Origin of the sequence: Salibaculum sp. (assembly GCF_035270045.1) — a bacterium.
Lineage (GTDB): Bacteria > Pseudomonadota > Alphaproteobacteria > Rhodobacterales > Rhodobacteraceae > Salibaculum.
Genome location: NZ_DATFIP010000076.1, coordinates 39,803 through 58,022, shown reverse-complemented (window position 1 = coordinate 58,022; position 18,220 = coordinate 39,803). Strand labels below are relative to the sequence as shown.

16 protein-coding genes are annotated in these 18,220 nt (G+C 65.3%); 6 read left to right on the top strand and 10 right to left on the bottom strand.

What is annotated here, in order from left to right; all coding sequences use genetic code 11:
• Position 1: 1 nt before the first annotated feature.
• From fabZ to pyrH, 10 genes are all read right to left on the bottom strand, one after another.
• Positions 2 to 463: a 3-hydroxyacyl-ACP dehydratase FabZ gene (gene fabZ, locus VJ897_RS12615; RefSeq protein WP_324056044.1), complete on the bottom strand. Its 462-nt coding sequence runs from the start codon at positions 461 to 463 to the stop codon at positions 2 to 4.
• A 62-nt stretch (positions 464 to 525) separates the two neighbouring features.
• On the bottom strand, positions 526 to 1,113 hold the full coding sequence (locus VJ897_RS12610) for an OmpH/Skp family outer membrane protein (protein WP_324056043.1): 588 nt from the start codon (positions 1,111 to 1,113) through the stop codon (positions 526 to 528).
• Positions 1,113 to 3,437, bottom strand: a complete 2,325-nt coding sequence (gene bamA, locus VJ897_RS12605; protein WP_414706744.1) for an outer membrane protein assembly factor BamA — start codon at positions 3,435 to 3,437, stop codon at positions 1,113 to 1,115. Before bamA ends, VJ897_RS12610 begins: the two co-directional genes overlap by 1 nt.
• Before the next feature lie 209 nt (positions 3,438 to 3,646).
• Complete coding sequence (locus VJ897_RS12600) at positions 3,647 to 3,775, bottom strand: hypothetical protein (protein ID WP_324056042.1); 129 nt, start codon at positions 3,773 to 3,775, stop codon at positions 3,647 to 3,649.
• 77 nt (positions 3,776 to 3,852) lie between these two features.
• Positions 3,853 to 5,184: an RIP metalloprotease RseP gene (gene rseP / locus VJ897_RS12595; RefSeq protein WP_324056041.1), complete on the bottom strand. Its 1,332-nt coding sequence runs from the start codon at positions 5,182 to 5,184 to the stop codon at positions 3,853 to 3,855.
• Positions 5,185 to 5,187: 3 nt separating this feature from the next.
• Positions 5,188 to 6,360, bottom strand: coding sequence for a 1-deoxy-D-xylulose-5-phosphate reductoisomerase (gene dxr / locus VJ897_RS12590; protein ID WP_324056040.1), 1,173 nt, complete (start codon positions 6,358 to 6,360; stop codon positions 5,188 to 5,190).
• The gene (locus tag VJ897_RS12585; RefSeq protein WP_324056134.1) at positions 6,357 to 7,148 is read right to left on the bottom strand and encodes a phosphatidate cytidylyltransferase; all 792 of its coding nucleotides are present in this window, start codon (positions 7,146 to 7,148) and stop codon (positions 6,357 to 6,359) included. The genes dxr and VJ897_RS12585 overlap by 4 nt, the downstream gene beginning before the upstream one ends.
• Positions 7,149 to 7,173: 25 nt before the next feature.
• Positions 7,174 to 7,896, bottom strand: a complete 723-nt coding sequence (gene uppS / locus VJ897_RS12580) for a polyprenyl diphosphate synthase (protein ID WP_324056039.1) — start codon at positions 7,894 to 7,896, stop codon at positions 7,174 to 7,176.
• A 194-nt stretch (positions 7,897 to 8,090) separates the two neighbouring features.
• Positions 8,091 to 8,654: a ribosome recycling factor gene (frr, locus tag VJ897_RS12575; RefSeq protein WP_324056038.1), complete on the bottom strand. Its 564-nt coding sequence runs from the start codon at positions 8,652 to 8,654 to the stop codon at positions 8,091 to 8,093.
• A 113-nt stretch (positions 8,655 to 8,767) separates the two neighbouring features.
• Positions 8,768 to 9,493 (bottom strand): UMP kinase, encoded by a 726-nt coding sequence (gene pyrH / locus VJ897_RS12570; protein WP_324056037.1) that lies wholly within the window; start codon positions 9,491 to 9,493, stop codon positions 8,768 to 8,770.
• 83 nt (positions 9,494 to 9,576) lie between these two features.
• Here pyrH and miaA point away from each other — a divergent pair, with 83 nt between their 5' ends.
• The 6 genes from miaA to VJ897_RS12540 all read left to right on the top strand — a co-directional run bounded on the left by miaA (position 9,577) and on the right by VJ897_RS12540 (position 18,204).
• Positions 9,577 to 10,449 (top strand): tRNA (adenosine(37)-N6)-dimethylallyltransferase MiaA, encoded by an 873-nt coding sequence (gene miaA, locus VJ897_RS12565; RefSeq protein ID WP_324056036.1) that lies wholly within the window; start codon positions 9,577 to 9,579, stop codon positions 10,447 to 10,449.
• 118 nt (positions 10,450 to 10,567) lie between these two features.
• Positions 10,568 to 11,437 (top strand): helix-turn-helix transcriptional regulator, encoded by an 870-nt coding sequence (locus VJ897_RS12560; protein WP_324056035.1) that lies wholly within the window; start codon positions 10,568 to 10,570, stop codon positions 11,435 to 11,437.
• Positions 11,438 to 11,634: 197 nt separating this feature from the next.
• Positions 11,635 to 13,302, top strand: a complete 1,668-nt coding sequence (locus VJ897_RS12555; protein WP_324056034.1) for an ABC transporter substrate-binding protein — start codon at positions 11,635 to 11,637, stop codon at positions 13,300 to 13,302.
• A 101-nt stretch (positions 13,303 to 13,403) separates the two neighbouring features.
• On the top strand, positions 13,404 to 14,450 hold the full coding sequence (locus VJ897_RS12550; protein WP_324056033.1) for an ABC transporter permease: 1,047 nt from the start codon (positions 13,404 to 13,406) through the stop codon (positions 14,448 to 14,450).
• A 12-nt stretch (positions 14,451 to 14,462) separates the two neighbouring features.
• The gene (locus VJ897_RS12545) at positions 14,463 to 16,109 is read left to right on the top strand and encodes an ABC transporter permease (protein ID WP_324056032.1); all 1,647 of its coding nucleotides are present in this window, start codon (positions 14,463 to 14,465) and stop codon (positions 16,107 to 16,109) included.
• A gap of 10 nt (positions 16,110 to 16,119) precedes the next feature.
• On the top strand, positions 16,120 to 18,204 hold the full coding sequence (locus VJ897_RS12540) for a dipeptide ABC transporter ATP-binding protein (protein WP_324056031.1): 2,085 nt from the start codon (positions 16,120 to 16,122) through the stop codon (positions 18,202 to 18,204).
• Positions 18,205 to 18,220 lie beyond the last annotated feature (16 nt).

Genomic DNA, 18,220 nt, shown 5'->3' with positions numbered 1-18,220 from the left:
CTCACCCGGACATGTCCATCATGGCTGTGAAATCGGCCTCGGCGGCCATCTCGTCCTCGACGGTGGCGCGCCCCCGGAACTTCCAGACCTTGCCGCCGGGCTTGCCGCGCAGGGTTTCGACCCGCATTTCCAGCACGTCGCCCGGAACCACCTTGCGGCGGAATTTGCCGTTGTCGATACCCATGAAATAGATCAGCATGTTCTTGTCGGCCAGGCCCATCGTGGTGCCGACCATGACGGCGGCGGTCTGGGCCATGGCCTCGATGATGGTCACGCCCGGCATGATCGGGGTGCCGGGGAAATGGCCCTGGAAATGCGGCTCGTTCATGGTGACGTTCTTGAGGCCGCGCGCCGAGGAGGTGCCGTCGATATCCTCTACCCTGTCCACCAGCAGGAAGGGGTAGCGATGCGGCAGGATACGCTGGATAAGCTGGATGTCGGCGGATGTGACGGGCTCTGTCATGGAAACTCCTGCGGGATGGCCGGACAGGGGGTAGCAACTGGACTTGGCGGGGGCAAGCGGGCTCAGTCCTGCCGGAAGGCGGCGCCATCGCCGATCTGCGCATCGATGCGCGCAATGGCGGCCTCGGTTATGTCGATCCGGTCAAGCGACAGCAGAACCGACTGCTGGTGCATGATGACCGAAGCTCCCCGGTCTGTCAGGATCTCGCCCAGGATGGGCTGGATCACGCGCACGAATTCGTCCTGGGCACTGGCCAGACTGTCCTCGATCGCGGCTTCCTTGGCGTCCTGTGCATCGCGGATGCCGCGCGCCTTCTCGTCGAATTCGGCGGCCTCCTCTCGAAAGACCTCCGGGGCCATGTCCGGACGGCGCTCGGTCAGCTCAAGTTCCTCCGCGCGCAGGTCCTCGGCGATGTTGCGGTTCTCGTTGGCAAGGGCCCGGCGCTCGGCGTTGTAGTCGGAGACCACCGCCTTGCCGAATTCGGACTCCTGGAACAGGCTTTCCAGGTCGATGGTCAGGATCGGCGTATCCGCGGTGGCAACGGGGAAATCGCCGCCAGCTGGCCCCTGGGGAACGTCCTGTGCGGCCGCGGCCTGTCCCAGAATCCCCGCCAGCACGAGTACAACCAGCAAACGCCCGGGGCGGGCCATCAGAACTCCGTCGAGATGGTCAGGTCGAAGCCTTGGGTCTTGTCGCGGGGCTGCACGTCGATCGGTTCGGAGAAGTTGAAGCGCAGCGGCCCGATGGGCGTGGTCCAGAAGATCGAGACGCCGGCAATGGTCCGGGGCGTGTAGTCGTTGTACTCCACGGTCCCGCCCGTTGGACGCCCGATGTCCCAGACCGACCCGTGGTCAAGAAAGACGCCCCCGGAAATCCCGTATTCCTCGGGCAGGCCGAGGGGGAATTCAGCCTCCAGCCGCGCAACGGCATAATAATTGCCACCGAGAGCCTCGTCGCCATCAGCCTCAGACGTCCGCGGACCGATCCCGCCGGGTTCGAAGCCGCGCATGACCCGGCTGCCCAGGAAGTAGCGGTCGGTGATGCGGCTCTGGCCGTCGTTGTAAGCCAGCGCCCCGCCCTCGATGGTGGCGCGCAGTGTGACCTCTTCGTTGAGCACAAGCGCCTGCGCCGTCGCCCGCGCCGAGGTCTTGACGAAGGTGTTGTCGCCAAAGCCGACCTGCTGGCCAAAGCGCAGCAGCACACCGGCCGTCGGGTTAAGCCCGGTGCGGCGGGTGTCGAAGCTGTAGGTATAGCCCACGCTGTTGGTGCCAACCGCGCCCTCGTCGCTGGTGATGAGCGTCGAGGTCGAGTCGATATTGAACAGGTCGGTGTAGTCGTACTCGTAATAGACCGTCAGGCGGCCGTTCTCACTGACCGGGAAGTTCAGCGAGGGACGCAGGCCAAAATTCCGGGTGTCATAGAGCGTCGAGCCCTCGTTGTCGCTCTGGCGGTAGTTCACCGCGAAACCGAACCGCAGGTCACGGCCCAGCAGGCGCGGCTCCGTGAAATCGAGGCTCAGGTTCTGGGCATCCTGCGACCACTGGATGTCGAAGGCGAGGGCCTGTCCCCGGCCCAGCAGGTTGCGCTGGTTGTAGGAGGCCAGCAGCGAGAAGCCATTGTCGGTCGAGTAGTTGCCCCCGAACGACAGCGACCCGGTGGGGCCCTCGTCCACGTCCACGTCCACAACGACCTGGTCGGGCGCCGACCCTTCCCGCGCGTTCACGTCCACGTTGGAAAAGAAGCCCATGGCGCGGATACGCTCGGCACTCTGGCGGATCTGGCGGGGGTTGAAGGGATCGCCCTCCACCACCTCGAACTGCGACCGGATCACCCGGTCCAGCGTGGTGCTGTTGCCCTCGATGTCGATCCGTTCCACGAAAATCCGTTCGCCTCGCACCAGGACGAAATTCACGTCCAGCGTAAGGTCCCGGTCATTGCGCGAAATGCGCGGGTCCGCCCGGACAAGGGTCAATCCCTCGCGGATGGCCAGGCGTTCCAGCCGTGCGATGTCACGCTCGATCAGCGTGGGCGAATAAACGGCACCGCTGCGAAGGCGCAGGGCCTGTTCGAACATCCGCGGATCGGCCTCGGCCACCTCCGAGGTCACCTGAACGTCGCCCATGCGGAACTTCTGGCCTTCCTGCACGTTGAAGGTGATCAAGTAGGCATCGCGGGCCCGGGTCAGCGCCACGTCGACGTTGAGCACCTCGAAATCGACGTAACCGCGCGACCGGTAGAAATCGGTCAGGACCTGACGGTCGAACTCGATTCGGTCGGCAATGAAGGTATCGTTCTGGATGATCGCGCGCAGCAGGCCCGCCTGCTTGGTTTCCAGGACCCGACGCAGGCGCCGGTCGGAGTAGGTGCGGTTGCCCACGAAGCTGATGCGTTCCACCTCGCTGACGCCGCCCTCGAATATCTCGAACACCAGATCGACACGGTTGTCGCTGCGTTCGATGATGCGGGGCGTGACGCTGGCGTTGATACGCCCCTGCTCTACATAGGCCTGGACGAGCCTCGCCGTGTCCGCCTCGGCCTGCGCGGGCGAATACACCCGGCGCGGCTGGCTGCGCACCCTCGGCCCCAGTTCGTCGTCGCTGAGCCGCGAATTACCCTCGAAACTGATGCGGTTGACGGTGGGATTCTCGTCGACGGAGATAACGAGGGTCCCGCCGCGCGGGGTGACCGAGACGGTCTCGAAAAGGCCGGTTTCGCGAATGCGCTGCGCTGCGGCGTTCACCGCGCCGGCCGAGACGGTCTCGCCCTGGTCAAAGCCGAGGTAACTGAGGATCGTGGCCGTCTCGATGCGCTGGTTACCCTGCACCTGCACGTTGGAAAAGCTGTAGCTCTGGGCCCGGGCCATGCCCGCTGGCAGCGCCAGGATCACCACGAGGAAAAGAAAGGCGAAAGCCCGGATCGGTCCTCGGCAAGACCCGAGGACACGGTTGGGCGCGGGCGCGGCAATACTGCTCATTCAACTAGCTCGTTCAGACATCCCAGATACCAACGGTCTATCCCCCGGCATCGGCCTTGTCAAAGCAACGATGTCAAAGCGACGGTGTGCCCTGCCCCGATAACGCCGCGAGGGCCGTGCCCGTGGGCACGACCCGGTTGTAAAGGTTGCAGTCGGTCTGTCGGACGGGCGTTGCCGGGCCGGGCCTCGCAGGACGCGCGCGGTCCAGGCTAAAGCGTGCTGCCCAGCCACGCCCCGAAGAGCAGCGCCGCAAAGAGCGTGCCGAGATAGAGCAACCGATCCCAGTTGAGATCGAGCAGCAGGAAAACCCCGCGATATCCGGCTGTGAGCGTCTGCATGGGTTACCTCCTTTCGGATCAGGTCCCCGGCAGGCTCTACGCCAAATGTGTCCGAATGAGGGCAGGCCGGTGGAATGTCAGGGGCACAGGAACAGGTCGTTGGCGATCGCGAAGAGCATCAGGGTGCCAATCAAGGACAACCCGATCGCCATGAGAATGCGCAACGCCCCGTCGCTGGGCGGCTTGCCGGTCACGGCTTCCCAGGCATGGAACACCAGGTGGCCGCCATCCAGCACCGGGATCGGGAACAGGTTCAGAAGCCCGATCGCGGTGGACATCACCGCGATGAAGGTAATGAAGGATTCCGCCCCCTGGCTGGCCATGGAACCGGCCGTCTCGGCGATGCCCACCGGGCCCGACAGGTTACAGGTGGAAATCGCCCCCGACAGGATGTGCCACAGCCCGTTCAGCGACTGCACGATGATGAACCAGACCTGCTGCGCGCCAAGTTTCATGGCTTCCCACAGGCCCACGGTCATGGTTTGCGGTTCGAAGAAGAGCCCGCCGTTGCCGATGCCCATCTTGGGCTCGTCGCGCATCGAGCCGTCCTCCTGCGGGATGGCGACCATGCGCGGGGTCAGGATCTCCTCGCGAACCGCGCCGTCGCGCCAGACCGACAGGGTGATCGGCTCGGCCCCGATGGCGTTCACCACATCGACCATGTCCATGAAGCTGTAGACCGGGGTCCCGTTCATCGACAGGATCAGGTCGCCGATGCGCAGCCCGGAATCGTCGGCAGCCGAACGCGGCGTGATCGACTGCACTCGCGAGGGGGCCGGGTGCGGGCCGCGCAGGGTCATGCGGGTGCCATCCCGCACGACCTCGTAGTCCAGCACCGGGGCCGAGGGCAGCGCGTCGAGCGCGGCGCCGAAGCCCTCGGGATAGTTGAGCGGCTCGCCTTCGATCCGCAAGATGGTGTCGCCGGTTTCCAGTTCCATGGCGCGGCTTTCAGGCCAGTCGGGCACGCTGGACACGGTCAGCGGGGTCATCGGCTGGCCCAGCGAGACCAGCAGCCCCGCGAAGATGACGAAGGACAGGATGAAGTTGAAGATCGGCCCCGCGGCCACCGTGACCGCGCGTGCCCAGAGTGGCGCACCCAGCATGGTGTTGCGGGCCATTTCGGTCTCGCCGTCGCCGCCCACGCTCGCGGCGTTGCCATCGCCCAGGAACTTGACGTAACCGCCCAGCGGCAGGGCGGCCAGTTGCCAACGGGTGCCGCGCCGGTCCGTGCGCGACCAGATCACCGGGCCGAAGCCGATGGAAAAGACCTCGGCCTCGATCCCCGACCAGCGGCCGACGATGTAGTGGCCGTATTCATGGATCGCGACGATGACCGAAAGGGCCAGCACGAAGGCCAGGATGGTCAGGACAGGGCCGCCGAAATTCGGAATGAAATTGATGAAGTCCACGTGTCAGGCTCTTTTCTGCTCGATCCAGTCGCGGGCGCTGCGGCGGGCCAGCGCGTCCGCCTGCTGTACGCTATCTAAGCTAATCGTGACATTTTGCAGCCCCTCGCGGGACAAAGTATCGTCAAGCACCGCCTCGACAACGCGCGCCATGTCGAGAAACCCGATCTCGCCCGCCATGAACCCGTCCAGTGCGGCTTCCTTGGCCGCGTTGAAAAGCGCTCCGGCCAGCCCGCCCTGCTTCATCACCCGGTGGGCCAGCGACAGCGCCGGATAACGCGCCGGATCGGCCGCGCGAAAATTCAGCTGGCCGATGCGGGCAAGGTCCAGCCGCTCGACCGGGACCGGGCCGCGCCGGGGCCAGTGCAGTGCATAGCCAATGGCATGGCGCATGTCCGGCGGGCCGACGTGGGCCATCAGCCCCCCGTCCGTGAAGCCAACCAGCGCATGAACCAGGCTTTCGGGATGGACAATGGCCTCGATACGATCAGGCGCGATGCCAAAGAATTCATGTGTTTCAATAAGCTCCATTGCCTTGTTGAACATCGATGCGCTGTCGATGGTGATCCGCTGGCCCATGTCCCAGTTCGGGTGGCTGGAGGCCTCGGCCACGGTGACATGGGCAAGATCCGTCAGCGGACGGTCCCGGAAGGCGCCGCCGCTGGCGGTGATGATGACCCGTTCGACCGTGGCGATGTCCTCGCCCACCAGCGCCTGGAAAATGGCGGAATGCTCGCTGTCCACGGGCAGGACAGTCGCGCCGTGGCGCGCCGCCTGCCCCAACAGCAGAGGCCCCGCCGTGACCAGCGATTCCTTGTTAGCGAGCGCCAGCGTGCCGCCCTGTTTCAGCGCCTCCAGCCCCGGCGGCAGGCCAGCGGCCCCGACGATGGCCGACATGATCCAGTCGGCGGGCCGTGCGGCGGCCTCGGAAATGGCCCCTGCCCCGGCGGCGGCCGCGACCCCTGTTCCGGCCAGCGCGGCCCGCAGGTCCGTCAGTCGCGCGGGATCTGCCGTTACCGCGATCTCGGCGCCGAATTCCAGCGCGTCGGCGGCCAGCAGGGCGATGTTCTGCCCGCCGGTCAGCGCCACGACCCGGTAGGCCCCGGGCGCGCGGCGCACAAGGTCGAGCGTCGATTGCCCGATCGACCCGGTCGCGCCCAGGATGCTGATCCGCCTCATGGCGCAGTCCCTGGCAGGCCCGTCAGCCCGGCCACCAGCAACAGCGCCAGGGCGGCCCCCAGAAGCGCATCGAACCGATCGAAGAGCCCGCCATGGCCGGGAATCAGGGCCGAGCTGTCCTTGACCCCCTGCCGCCGCTTGAAGGCGCTTTCGGCGATGTCGCCCATCTGCCCCGCCAGGCTGAGCAGTACCGACAACAGAACGATCCAAGGCCCCGCAGCGGTGAGCACCGCGAAAAATGCCCCGATTCCCCCGGCGGCGGCCCAGCCCGCCACGGTGCCCGCCCAGGTCTTCTTGGGGCTGACCGCGGGCCAGAATTTTGGTCCGCCAAGCGCCTTGCCCGCGAAATAGCCCGCGACGTCGGTGACCACCACGAGCCCCACCAGCCAGAGCAGCCATGTCACCCCGTAGTCCAGACGGACATGGGCCAGCCCCCATCCTGCCACCTGGATCGAAAGGGCAAAGACGGCAAATGTAAGCCTCTCGCGCGGCAGGACCAGAATCCCGACCAGCGGCGCCACGAGGAAAAGCGGCAGGAACTCGCGCGTTTCCGGCCCGCCGAAAACCTGCGCGGCCATCACCGAGGCAACCCCCGCGGCCAGCAGCATCCCGGAAACGGGTGATGAGCCGCGGATCATGATCCAGCATTCCCAGACCATCACGGCTGTGACGAAGATCACCAGCATCTGGAACCAGACCCCGCCCAGCAGGATAGCACCAATACCGACGACGCCCATGGCGAGCCCGGACCAGACCCGCGCGGAGAGGTCCCCCCATTTTCCGGGCATCTCGGGCGGCGGAACCTTCACCGGGTCAGGCCCTGACCGCCCCGAAGCGTCGGTCGCGCGTCTTGTAACCGGCCAAGACGCGCGTGAACTCGGCCGGGGTGAAATCGGGCCAGAGCGTGTCGATGAACTCGTATTCCGAATAGGCCGACTGCCAGAGCAGGAAGTTCGAGATGCGCGCCTCGCCGCTGGTTCGGATCACCAGGTCGGGATCTGGCAGGAAACAGGTGTCGAGGTAACGCGGCAGGGTCTCGTCGCCCACATCCTTGGGCGACAGCCGCCCGGCGGCCACGTCATGGGCCAGGCGGCGGGTGGCCCGGGCCACCTCGTCGCGGCCGCCGTAGTTGATTGCCACGGTCAGATGAACCCGGTCGTTGGTCGCGGTCAGCAACTCCAGCTCGTCCATCAGCGCGACGAGCTTGTCGTCCAGCCGGACCCGGTCGCCGATGAAGCGCACGCGCACGCCGTTGCGCAGCAGGTCCATCGCCTCGCGCTCGATGTAGCGGCGGAACAGCTTCATCAGCCCGGCGACTTCGGCCTGGGTGCGTTTCCAGTTCTCCGTGGAGAAGGCGAAGATCGTCAGATACTTGACGTTGTTGTCCGGGCAGGCCTCGACGATCTCGCGCACGCGCCGGGCACCCGCCTGGTGACCGAAGAGCCGCGGCCGGCCCCGCATCTGTGCCCAGCGGCCATTGCCGTCCATGATGATGGCCACGTGGCGCGGTCCGTTGGTTTCTATCTGCCTGCCCATCCGGGGCCTCCGTTCATTGCACTGGAAATGCACCGCGGGGCGGGCATCGCGGCCCGCGTTCACCCGGCATTCCGCCGGAGGGCGCTGTCAGCTGGCACCGCCCCTGCCATGGCGGGGCAAGCCCCATGGATATCATTGGGTCCGCCCCATGCGTCGGCAAGATGATCCGGCGGCCCATTTCCCCGGCATCCGGATCAAACCTGCATGATCTCCGACTGCTTGTGCTCCAGCGCCTCGTCCACCTGCTTGATGTATTTGTCCGTCATCTCCTGTACTTCCTGTTCCCAGAACTTCTGATCGTCCTCGGACAGGCCATCGGCCTTGGCCTTCTTGATCCGATCCATGCCGTCGCGTCGCACGTTGCGGATCGAGACGCGGGCATTCTCGGCATAGGTCCCCGCGACCTTGCCCAACTCGCGGCGGCGTTCCTCGTTCAGTTCGGGGATGGGCAGCATGATGATCGTGCCGTTCATCTGGGGATTGATGCCCAGCCCGCTTTCGCGGATGGCCTTGTCGACCTTGTTGACAAGCGACTTGTCCCAGACGTTGACGGTGACCATGCGCGCCTCGGGCACGTTCACGGTGCCCACCTGGTTGATCGGGGTCATCTGGCCATAGGCTTCGACCTGGACAGGCTCCAGCATCGAGGCGGAGGCCCGGCCCGTGCGCAGCGACGCGAACTCCGTGCGCAGGTTGGCGATCGCCCCTTCCATGCGGCGGGTGAGATCGTCGGTATCGAGGATGAAATCGTCTGACATGAAGCTGCTCTCGGTCTTGAATTTGCCCCCGCTATACAGGCATTGGCGGGGCTTTGTATAGTCAAAGGGGCGGCGAAATCCCGGCCGCGCCGGGCCGTTTCACGGCACCGCGCCTAGCCGCCGACCCTGGTGCACTTGCCTTCGCCCGCCAGGATTCCCCTGAAGCCGCCAGGTTCGTCGAGCGAGAAGACGATGATGGGCAGGTTGTTGTCGCGCGCAAGCGCGATGGCGCTGGCATCCATCACGCCCAGGTGCTTTTGCAGCACCTCGTCATAGGACACATGGGCATAGCGCACCGCGTCATCGTATTTCACCGGGTCCTTGTCGTAGACCCCGTCGACCTTGGTGCCCTTGAAGATCGCTTCGCAATTCATCTCGTTGGCACGCAGGGTCGCGGCGGTATCAGTGGTGAAATAGGGGTTTCCGGTCCCGGCCGCGAAGATGCAGACGCGTTTCTTCTCCAGGTGGCGCACGGCGCGACGGCGGATGTAGGGCTCGGCCACCTCGTCCATCCGGATGGCCGAGATCACCCGGGTGAAGACCCCCAGCCCCTCGAGCGCGGACTGCATGGCAAGGGCATTCATCACCGTGGCCAGCATCCCCATGTAGTCGGCGGTTGTGCGTTCCATGCCCTGGGCGCTGCCCTGCAATCCGCGAAAGACGTTGCCGCCCCCGATCACCATGCAGATCTCGACGCCCATGTCGTGGACCGACTGCACCTCGCGGGCAATGCGCTCGACCGTGGGCGGATGCAGGCCGTAGGCCTGATCGCCCATCAGGGCCTCTCCCGAGATCTTCAGAAGGACCCTCTTGAACGTCGTCTCCTGGGTGTCTGACATCGGGGTCCCCTGCAATTGCTTTTCGTCGGCGCCAAAATGTCGGAAAACCCCGACCTGTGCAATGGCAGGGCCGGCGGAAAGTGATGCTTGACCTCTCGACCATAGACCCGGCACGCCCGGTGCTGATCCATGGCCCGACGGCCAGCGGCAAGTCCGCGCTGGCGCTGCGCATCGCAAAGGCGCAGGGCGGGGTGATCGTCAATGCTGACGCGCTGCAGGTCTACCGGGGCTGGCCGCTGCTTTCGGCGCAACCGGGCGCGGCCGAGCGCGCCCGCGCGCGGCATGCGCTTTACGGTCACCTGCCCCATGACGCCACCTATTCGGCGGGTGACTGGTTGCGCGATGTCGCGCCCTTGCTCGATGGGCCGGACCGCCCGATCATCGTTGGCGGCACCGGGCTCTACTTTATGGCGCTGACCGAGGGGCTGGCCGAAATCCCCCCGACTCCGCCCGAGGTGCGGCAGGTCGGCGATGCGCTGCCGCTGGATGCCCTTGTTGCAGCGCTGGATGACGCGACCCGCGCCGGGCTGGACCTGCGCAACCGCGCCCGGGTCCAGCGCGCCTGGGAAGTGCAGCAGGCCACGGGCCAGTCGATCCGGGCCTGGCAGGCCGCGACCCCGCCGCCGCTGCTGTCCGTCGGGCAGGCGACGCCGCTGGTGCTCGCTCCGCAAACCGACTGGCTCAACGCGCGCATCGAGGCGCGGTTCGACCGGATGCTCGCCACCGGCGCGCTGGATGAGGCCCGCGCCATGCAAGCGCACTGGGACCCGGCACTGCAATCGGCGCGCACCATCGGCGCGGCCGAACTGATCGCGCACCTGCAAGGCGAGATCACGCTGCAGGAGGCGCAGGCGCGCGCCGTGATCGCCTCGCGTCGCTATGCAAAGCGCCAGCGCACTTGGGCCCGTTCGCGGCTGGGACACTGGCGCTGGGTGCCCCAGCCTGGGCCCGAGTAACCCACAGGTTGTCCACCTGGTTATCCACAGGTCTTCCAGTTTTTCTACAAATCTTTCGTTGATCGCTTCAGATTCACCGCCCATACTTGCCCAAATCGAACGATTTCGGGAAACAGCCATGTCGCTTGACGGCTCGAACCGGCTGGCGCTGACCGCCTTTGGCCACGCAAGCGCCCGCAGCAGGTGGCGCACAGAGGCCATGCGCAGCCATGACAGCGCCCGCCTGATCTTCGTTGCCAGGGGACAGGGGCGGATCACCGTTGCCGGGCTGACCAGCGGCTATGGACCCAACAACCTTATCTTCGTGCCCGCCCGGACCATGTACGGTTTCGAGGTGGGCGCCTCGGTTTTCGGTCAGATCGTCACGATCCCGCGGGCCATGATGACGGACTGGCCCGAAGAAAGCCGCCACCTGCGGCTGCGCGACGTCGCAGCCCAAAAGGCCCTGGCCACCCATCTGGACCACCTGGAACGAGAACTGCAGTCCGCCCTGCCCGGTGCGGAACGGGCCGCGCATCATCACCTGGGCCTGATATCGGTTTTCTTCGAACGCCAGCTGGCCGCCCAGGCCGATGACCTTGTCGACCGCCGCCACCAGAGCGCCGCCGCCCGCCTGGTTGCCGCCTATACCGACCTGGTCGAGCGCGACTTTCACGACCACAAGGGGGTTGCCGATTATGCCGCCGGTCTGGGCGTGACGCCAACCCACCTGACACGCTGCTGCAAGCAGACCTGCGGCAAGTCGGCACTCGACTTGCTGAATGACCGCATCCTCTACGAGGCCCGCGTGCTGCTGCGAGACAGCGACAGCCCCATTCGCGAAATCGCCAGGAGCCTGGGTTTCGGCTCGGCCGCCTATTTCACCCGCGCCTTCCAGGGCCGCACTGGCGAGACGCCTTCGGCCTTTCGCAAGGGCGGCGGCACGGGGGGCGGATCCGGCGCCGTAGCGGCCAACCCCGCGGCATCCGTCGGGCGCTTTGTGACTTGATGTCGCTTTCGGAACATGGGAACGTCGCAAATGGACATCGAAATGACGATTGCGGCAATTGACACACCCGAACGAAACCGTGCCGAATAAGGCCGGGAGGGACGAGGCCCGCCAATATAAAGCAATTACCCGGGCAGCGGCGCCAATGGCCGCGGCCCGGCACAAAAGAACATGAACGTGTCACAGGGAGACAAAGCATGACCAAAAAGACCCTTACCGGTGCACCGCTGCACCCGGCGGTGGCGACCTATGTCAAGGACGCCAAGGCCGGCAAGCTGTCGCGCCGCGAATTCATGGCGCGCACCACGGCACTCGGCGTCACCTCGGCCGCGGCCTACGGGCTGCTGGGCCTCGAACAACCGGCGCTGGCCGCCGGCCATGCCCAGCAGGGCGGCACGCTGCGCATGCAGATGGAGGTTCGCGCACTCAAGGATCCAAAGACCTTCGACTGGTCGCAGATCGCCTTTTTCGCCTCGGGCTGGCTGGAATACCTTGTCGAATACAACAATGACGGCTCGTTCCAGCCCATGCTTCTGGAAAGCTGGGAGATCAACGAGGACGCCACCGTCTACACGCTGAATGTCCGCCAGGGCGTCAAGTGGAACAACGGCGACGACTTCACCGCCGAGGACGTGGCGCGCAACATCGAAGGCTGGTGCGACCAGAACGTCGAGGGCAACTCCATGGCCGGGCGCTTCGCATCGCTGATCGACCCTGACACCGGCACCGCCCTCGATGGCGCCATCGAGGTCGTTGACAGCCACACTGTGCGCCTGAATTCGCCGGTTTCCGACATCACCCTGATCGCGGGCATGTCCGACTACCCCGCTGCCATCGTCCATTCGAGCCACAACCCCGACGACCTGTTGTCGAACCCCGTGGGCACCGGCTACATGCTGCCCGAGAGCCACGACGTCGGCATCAAGGGCGTGCTGGTGCGCAACGAAGACCACGAGTGGTGGGGATACGCGGCCGGCAAGGGCGGCTTTCTCGACCGGATCGAGTTCATCGACTACGGCACGGACCCCTCGGCCTGGGTGGCCGCGGCGGCCGCCGACGAGGTCGACATGTTCTATGAGACCGTCGGCGATTTCGTCGACGTGATGGACGGACTGGGCTGGGCCAAGTCCGAGGTCGCCTCGGGGGCCACCATCGTGATCCGCCCCAACCAGCAGGCCGAGGTCGACGGCACGACGCCCTACGCGGACAAGCGCGTGCGCCAGGCCATCGTAAAGGCCGTGGACAACGCCATCTGCCTCGAACTGGGCTATGCCAATCGCGGTCTCGAGGCGCGCAACCAGCACGTTGGCCCGATGCACCCGGAATTCGCCGACGTGCCCCGGCTCGAATACGACCCCGACGGCGCCAAGGCCCTGCTGGACGAGGCCGGGATGGCCGATTTCGAGATGGAGATCATCTCGATCGACGACGACTGGCGCCGCAACACCACCGATGCCGTCGCCGCGCAGCTGCGCGACGCGGGCTTCAACGTGAAGCGGACGATCATCCCCGGCTCGACCTTCTGGAACGACTGGACCAAGTATCCGTTCAGCTCGACCAACTGGAACCACCGCCCGCTGGGCACCCAGATCCTGGGCCTGGCCTACCGCTCGGGCGAGGCCTGGAACGAGTTCGGCTGGTCCAACGATGAGTTCGACAGCCTGCTGGCCGAGGCCAATGCGATCGCCGACGCGGACGCGCGCAGCGAGGTCATGGCCCGGCTGCAGGGGATCATTGCCGAGGAAGCGGTGACGATCCAGCCCTACTGGCGCTCGCTCTATCGCCACGCCAAGCCCGACGTCGTGGGGGCCGAGATGCACATCGGCTACCTGCCGCACATCTACAAGTGGGGCTTCGCGGCCTGAACACGATCCGAGGGGGCCGTCCGCGACAAGCAGGCGGCCCTTTCCAACTGAAAAGCAATAAACGCGGCACTACGCGCACCACATAGCAGACAGGGGCGACCATGGGACTATTCATCCTGCGCCGGTTGGGGGTCATGATCCTCACCGCGCTCTGCCTGACCTTCATCGTCTTCTGGCTGACCAATCTGCAGCCGAACCTTGAAAAGCTGGCCAAGACGCAGGGCAACGCCCGAATGTCAGACACGGCTGTGGAAACCTGGCTGGGCAATCGCGGCTACAGCCGCAACGTCTTTGTCAAATACGGTGAATGGCTCGGCGTCCTGCCCGGCTACGTGATCGAGGGCAGCGACGGCGACACCCGCGCGCGCTGCGCCGACGGCTCGACGGTGACGCCGGACACGGCGCGCTTCTGCGGCGTGCTCCAGGGGGACTGGGGATATTCCACGGTCTTCCGGGACGAGGTCGCCACGATCCTGGGCGAACGGGGCTGGCAGACCGCCAAGCTGATGTTCTTCGTGATGCTGGTGATGGTGCCCGGCGCGCTGATCATCGGCGTTCTGGCCGGGATGAAGGAAGGCTCGCGCACGGACAGGTCGCTGTCGACCGTCTCGATCCTGTCCACCGCGACACCGGAATACGTCTCTGGCGTCGTCTTCATCGCCGTCTTCGCCACCGCGACCTTCAACATGCAGTGGTTCAAGGGCACGGCGACCTCGGCCATGGACAACATCACCTTCGAGAACTTCACCCTGCCGGTGCTGACCGTGGCCCTTTACGGCATGGGCTACATCGCGCGCATGACGCGCGCCTCGATGACCGAGGTCATGACCGCCCAGTATATCCGGACTGCTCGCCTCAAGGGGGTCAGCTTCCGCAACATCGTGTTGCGCCACGCGCTGCGCAACGCGCTGATCGCGCCCTTCACGGTGATCATGCTACAGTTTCCCTGGCTGCTCAACGGCGTCGTCATCGTCGAGACCCTGTTCAACTACAAGGGCTTCGGCTGGACGCTGGTGCAGGCCGCCGGCAACAACGACATCGAGATGCTGCTGGGGGTCTCGGTGGTCTCGGTCTTCGTGGTTCTGGCGACGCAGCTGATATCCGACATCGGCTATGTCTTCCTGAACCCGCGCATCCGCATTTCCTGAGGGAGAGAGAGCATGGAAACCCTTACCTGGACCGGTTCCCTCGGGGCGACGCTGGGCCCTGTTTTGATCATCGCCGTGACCTTGCTGGGGCTCGCCCTGATCGGCAATTTCGTGGCCGCCTATGCCCGCTCGACCCAGGCGGTGACCGCCGCCGGCGGCGCCGTCGTGGTGCCCTGGCGCTGGAGCGACCGGACCTCCTTTTTCGAACTCGCGATCCCTGCGGTGGCTGTCGGTCTGGTGCTCTACGCGGTCGAGGCCTTCGGCTCGGACCCCACCCTCTCGGACTGGCTGACCGAGGCCGGGCTGCCCGGTTGGCTCAACACGACGATCACCGCGCTGGTCTTCCTGCTGCTGGGGGCCTTCTTCGCCTACCTTCTCCAGCGGGCGCCGGCCGCGCTTTATGAATGGCTGATCCGCTGGTCCTTCCTGGTGATCGTCGGCGTGATCCTTGCCTTTGCCGTCTTCAGCCAGTTCACCGCCTATGGCGGCGCCGGGATCTTCGGCGAGATGTCCAGGCAGTTCCTGCCGGTCTGGCTCGCGCTGGCGCTGACCTTCGGGCTCTCGTCCATCTTCAAGCGGCGGCTGGGGCTCTATGGCAAACTCTTCGACAGCGTGATCGGCATGATCGGTTTCGGACTGGTGATGTTCTGGGTCTTTACCGCCATCTTCGTGGGGGGCTTCGACCTGATCGGCACCCATGATCCGCTGGCCCAGGTCTCGGGGCTCAAGAACGCGCCGCCGGGCGTACCGATGCCCGAGGGTGAAACCGCCTTCCCGCATTACCTTCTGGGCGGCGACAACCTGGCCCGCGACATTTTCAGCCGGATGGTGGAAGGGTCGGTCGTGGTGATGATGATCGCCCCGCTGGCCACGCTCTTTGCCTTCATGGTGGGGATCACGCTGGGTCTGCCGGCGGGCTACTACGGCGGCAGGCTGGACACTGTCCTGTCCTTCCTGGCGAACCTGATCCTGGCCTTCCCGGTGATCCTGCTGTTCTACCTGCTGGTCACGCCCGAAATCATCGCCACCGGCCTGCCCAACTACATGGCAATGGTACTGTTCATCTTCCCGCTGCTGTTCTGCGGCGTGCTGATCCACGCGCGCTACCGCAACCAACCCGGCAAGGACTACACGATCCTGGCCATCGTCCTTGCGCCTCTGGTGCTTCTGTACCTTTCGGTCATCAACCAGGATGGCAGCCCGGTGAACTTCTGGCCGCTGGACTTCTTCGACATTCCCGGCGGCATCCTGGTGGTCTTCGTCTCGGTCGTCTTCGTCAACAGCCCCACGGTGTTCCGTATCGTGCGGGGCCTCGCGCTGGACATCAAGACGCGTGACTACGTCGCCGCGGCGCAGACCCGTGGCGAACGACCCTGGTATATCATGCTGTGGGAAATCCTTCCCAACGCGCGCGGGCCGCTTATCGTCGATTTCTGCCTGCGTATCGGCTACACCACGATCCTGCTGGGCACGCTGGGCTTCTTCGGGCTGGGCCTTCCGCCGGAAAGCCCCGACTGGGGCTCGACCATCAACGAGGGGCGCAAGCTGCTGCTGATCTACGCCCACCCTGCCCTGCCGCCCGCGCTGGCGCTGCTGAGCCTCGTGCTGGGCCTGAACCTGCTGGCCGACGGCCTGCGTGAAGAGAGCCTGAGGGATTGAGGAGAGCACCATGAAGAAATGGGATTACGACGGACCGATCCTGGAGATCGACAAGCTTTCCATCAGCTTCTTCACGCGGCTGAGGGAGATCCCGGCGGTGATGGATTTCTCCGCGATGGTGATGCCGGGCGAGGCCCTGGGCCTCGTTGGCGAATCCGGTTGCGGCAAATCCACCGTCGCCCTCGGCGTCATGCAGGATCTTGGCGTGAACGGCCGCATCGTGGGCGGGTCAATCAAGTTCAAGGGGCGCGACCTGGGCGAGATGACCCCGGACGAGCTGCGCGGCATTCGCGGCAGCCAGATCGCCATGATCTACCAGGAGCCCATGGCCAGCCTAAACCCCGCCATGCGCGTCGGTCGGCAGCTGATGGAGGTGCCCATGATCCACGAGGGCATTTCCGAAATCGAGGCCTACGAGCGTGCGCTGGAAGTGGTCTCGGACGTGAAACTTCCCGACCCCGAACGCATCCTGCAGGCCTATCCGCATCAATTGTCCGGCGGGCAGCAACAGCGCATCGTCATCGCCATGGCGCTGATGTCCAAGCCCTCGCTGCTGATCCTGGACGAACCCACGACCGCATTGGACGTGACTGTCGAGGCCGCCGTGGTCGAACTGGTCAAGGACCTTGGCAAGAAATACGGCACCTCGATGCTGTTCATTTCCCACAACCTCGGGCTGGTGCTGGAAACCTGCGATCGGATTTGCGTGATGTATTCCGGCGAAGCGGTCGAGCGCGGCAGCATCGAGGACGTCTTCGACAAGATGCGCCATCCCTACACGCAGGCGCTGTTCCGCTCGATCCCGCTGCCGGGGGCCGACAAGAACGCCCGCCCGCTGGTGGCGATCCCGGGCAACTTCCCCCTGCCCCACGAACGCCCACCGGGCTGCAATTTCGGCCCGCGCTGCGACTATTTCGAGGCCGGACGCTGCGACGCCGGGCACATCTTCATGACCGAGGTCCCCGGCGACGACCGGCACGAAAGCCGCTGCCTGCGGTTCCAGGACATTGACTGGGACGCGCCGCTGGTGGCCTCTCAATCCGTCGCGAAGACCGAACCCGGCAATGTTGTCCTCAAGATGGACAACCTCAAGAAATACTACGAGGTCGCGGCCAATGCCCTGTTCGGCGGTGGCGAGAAGCGCGTGGTCAAGGCCAACGAAACCCTGTCCTTCGAGGCCCGCGAAAGCGAGACCCTGGCGATCGTGGGCGAATCCGGCTGCGGCAAATCCACATTCGCAAAGGTGCTGATGGGGCTGGAAACCGCGACCGAGGGCGAGATTCTGCTCGACAACAAGTCCATCGGATCGACCCCCATCCAGAACCGCGACACCAAGACCGTGGCCGATGTGCAGATGGTCTTCCAGAATCCCTTCGACACGCTCAATCCCTCGATGACCGTCGGCCGCCAGATCATTCGCGCGCTGGAGATCTTCAAGATTGGCAAGAACGACGATGAGCGGCGTGAAAAGATGCTCTCGCTGCTCGACCTCGTGAAGCTGCCGCGTGCCTTTGCCGACCGGATGCCGCGCCAGCTTTCGGGCGGGCAGAAACAGCGGGTCGGCATCGCCCGGGCCTTTGCCGGGGGCGCCAGGATCGTGGTGGCCGACGAACCCGTCTCGGCGCTGGACGTCTCGGTGCAGGCCGCCGTGACCGACCTGTTGATGGAAATCCAGCGCGAGGAAAAGACCACGCTGCTGTTCATCAGCCACGACCTGTCCATCGTGCGCTACCTCAGCGATCGGGTCATGGTCATGTACCTCGGTCACGTGGTGGAGCTGGGCACGACCGAGCAGGTCTTCTCACCACCCTATCACCCCTATACCGAGGCCCTTCTGTCGGCGGTGCCCATCGCCGACACCCGCGTGGAAAAACAGCACATCGTGCTTGAGGGCGATATCCCCTCGGCCATGGATCCGCCCTCGGGGTGCCCCTTCCAGACGCGCTGCCGCTGGAAGGACAGGGCCGGCAAATCCCTGTGCGAAAGCGAGGTGCCGCCCGTGCGAATCCTGTCAGATGGCCACCAGGTGAAATGTCACCTCAGCGATGCCGATCTGGCCTCGATGGAGCCGGTCATCAAGATCGCGGCGGAATGAGACGCCACCCGTTTGT

What these genes read in the sequence shown, in the direction of transcription:
- VJ897_RS12560 (WP_324056035.1), top strand. Translation starts at nt 10,568, where the DNA reads ATGTCGCTTGACGGCTCGAACCGGCTGGCGCTGACCGCCTTTGGCCAC.
- frr (WP_324056038.1), bottom strand. Translation starts at nt 8,654, where the DNA reads ATGTCAGACGATTTCATCCTCGATACCGACGATCTCACCCGCCGCATG.
- VJ897_RS12585 (WP_324056134.1), bottom strand. Translation starts at nt 7,148, where the DNA reads ATGCCCGGAAAATGGGGGGACCTCTCCGCGCGGGTCTGGTCCGGGCTC.
- VJ897_RS12600 (WP_324056042.1), bottom strand. Translation starts at nt 3,775, where the DNA reads ATGCAGACGCTCACAGCCGGATATCGCGGGGTTTTCCTGCTGCTCGAT.
- VJ897_RS12550 (WP_324056033.1), top strand. Translation starts at nt 13,404, where the DNA reads ATGGGACTATTCATCCTGCGCCGGTTGGGGGTCATGATCCTCACCGCG.
- VJ897_RS12610 (WP_324056043.1), bottom strand. Translation starts at nt 1,113, where the DNA reads ATGGCCCGCCCCGGGCGTTTGCTGGTTGTACTCGTGCTGGCGGGGATT.
- miaA (WP_324056036.1), top strand. Translation starts at nt 9,577, where the DNA reads ATGCTTGACCTCTCGACCATAGACCCGGCACGCCCGGTGCTGATCCAT.
- fabZ (WP_324056044.1), bottom strand. Translation starts at nt 463, where the DNA reads ATGACAGAGCCCGTCACATCCGCCGACATCCAGCTTATCCAGCGTATC.
- bamA (WP_414706744.1), bottom strand. Translation starts at nt 3,437, where the DNA reads ATGAGCAGTATTGCCGCGCCCGCGCCCAACCGTGTCCTCGGGTCTTGC.
- dxr (WP_324056040.1), bottom strand. Translation starts at nt 6,360, where the DNA reads ATGAGGCGGATCAGCATCCTGGGCGCGACCGGGTCGATCGGGCAATCG.
- VJ897_RS12545 (WP_324056032.1), top strand. Translation starts at nt 14,463, where the DNA reads ATGGAAACCCTTACCTGGACCGGTTCCCTCGGGGCGACGCTGGGCCCT.
- uppS (WP_324056039.1), bottom strand. Translation starts at nt 7,896, where the DNA reads ATGGGCAGGCAGATAGAAACCAACGGACCGCGCCACGTGGCCATCATC.
- pyrH (WP_324056037.1), bottom strand. Translation starts at nt 9,493, where the DNA reads ATGTCAGACACCCAGGAGACGACGTTCAAGAGGGTCCTTCTGAAGATC.
- VJ897_RS12555 (WP_324056034.1), top strand. Translation starts at nt 11,635, where the DNA reads ATGACCAAAAAGACCCTTACCGGTGCACCGCTGCACCCGGCGGTGGCG.
- VJ897_RS12540 (WP_324056031.1), top strand. Translation starts at nt 16,120, where the DNA reads ATGAAGAAATGGGATTACGACGGACCGATCCTGGAGATCGACAAGCTT.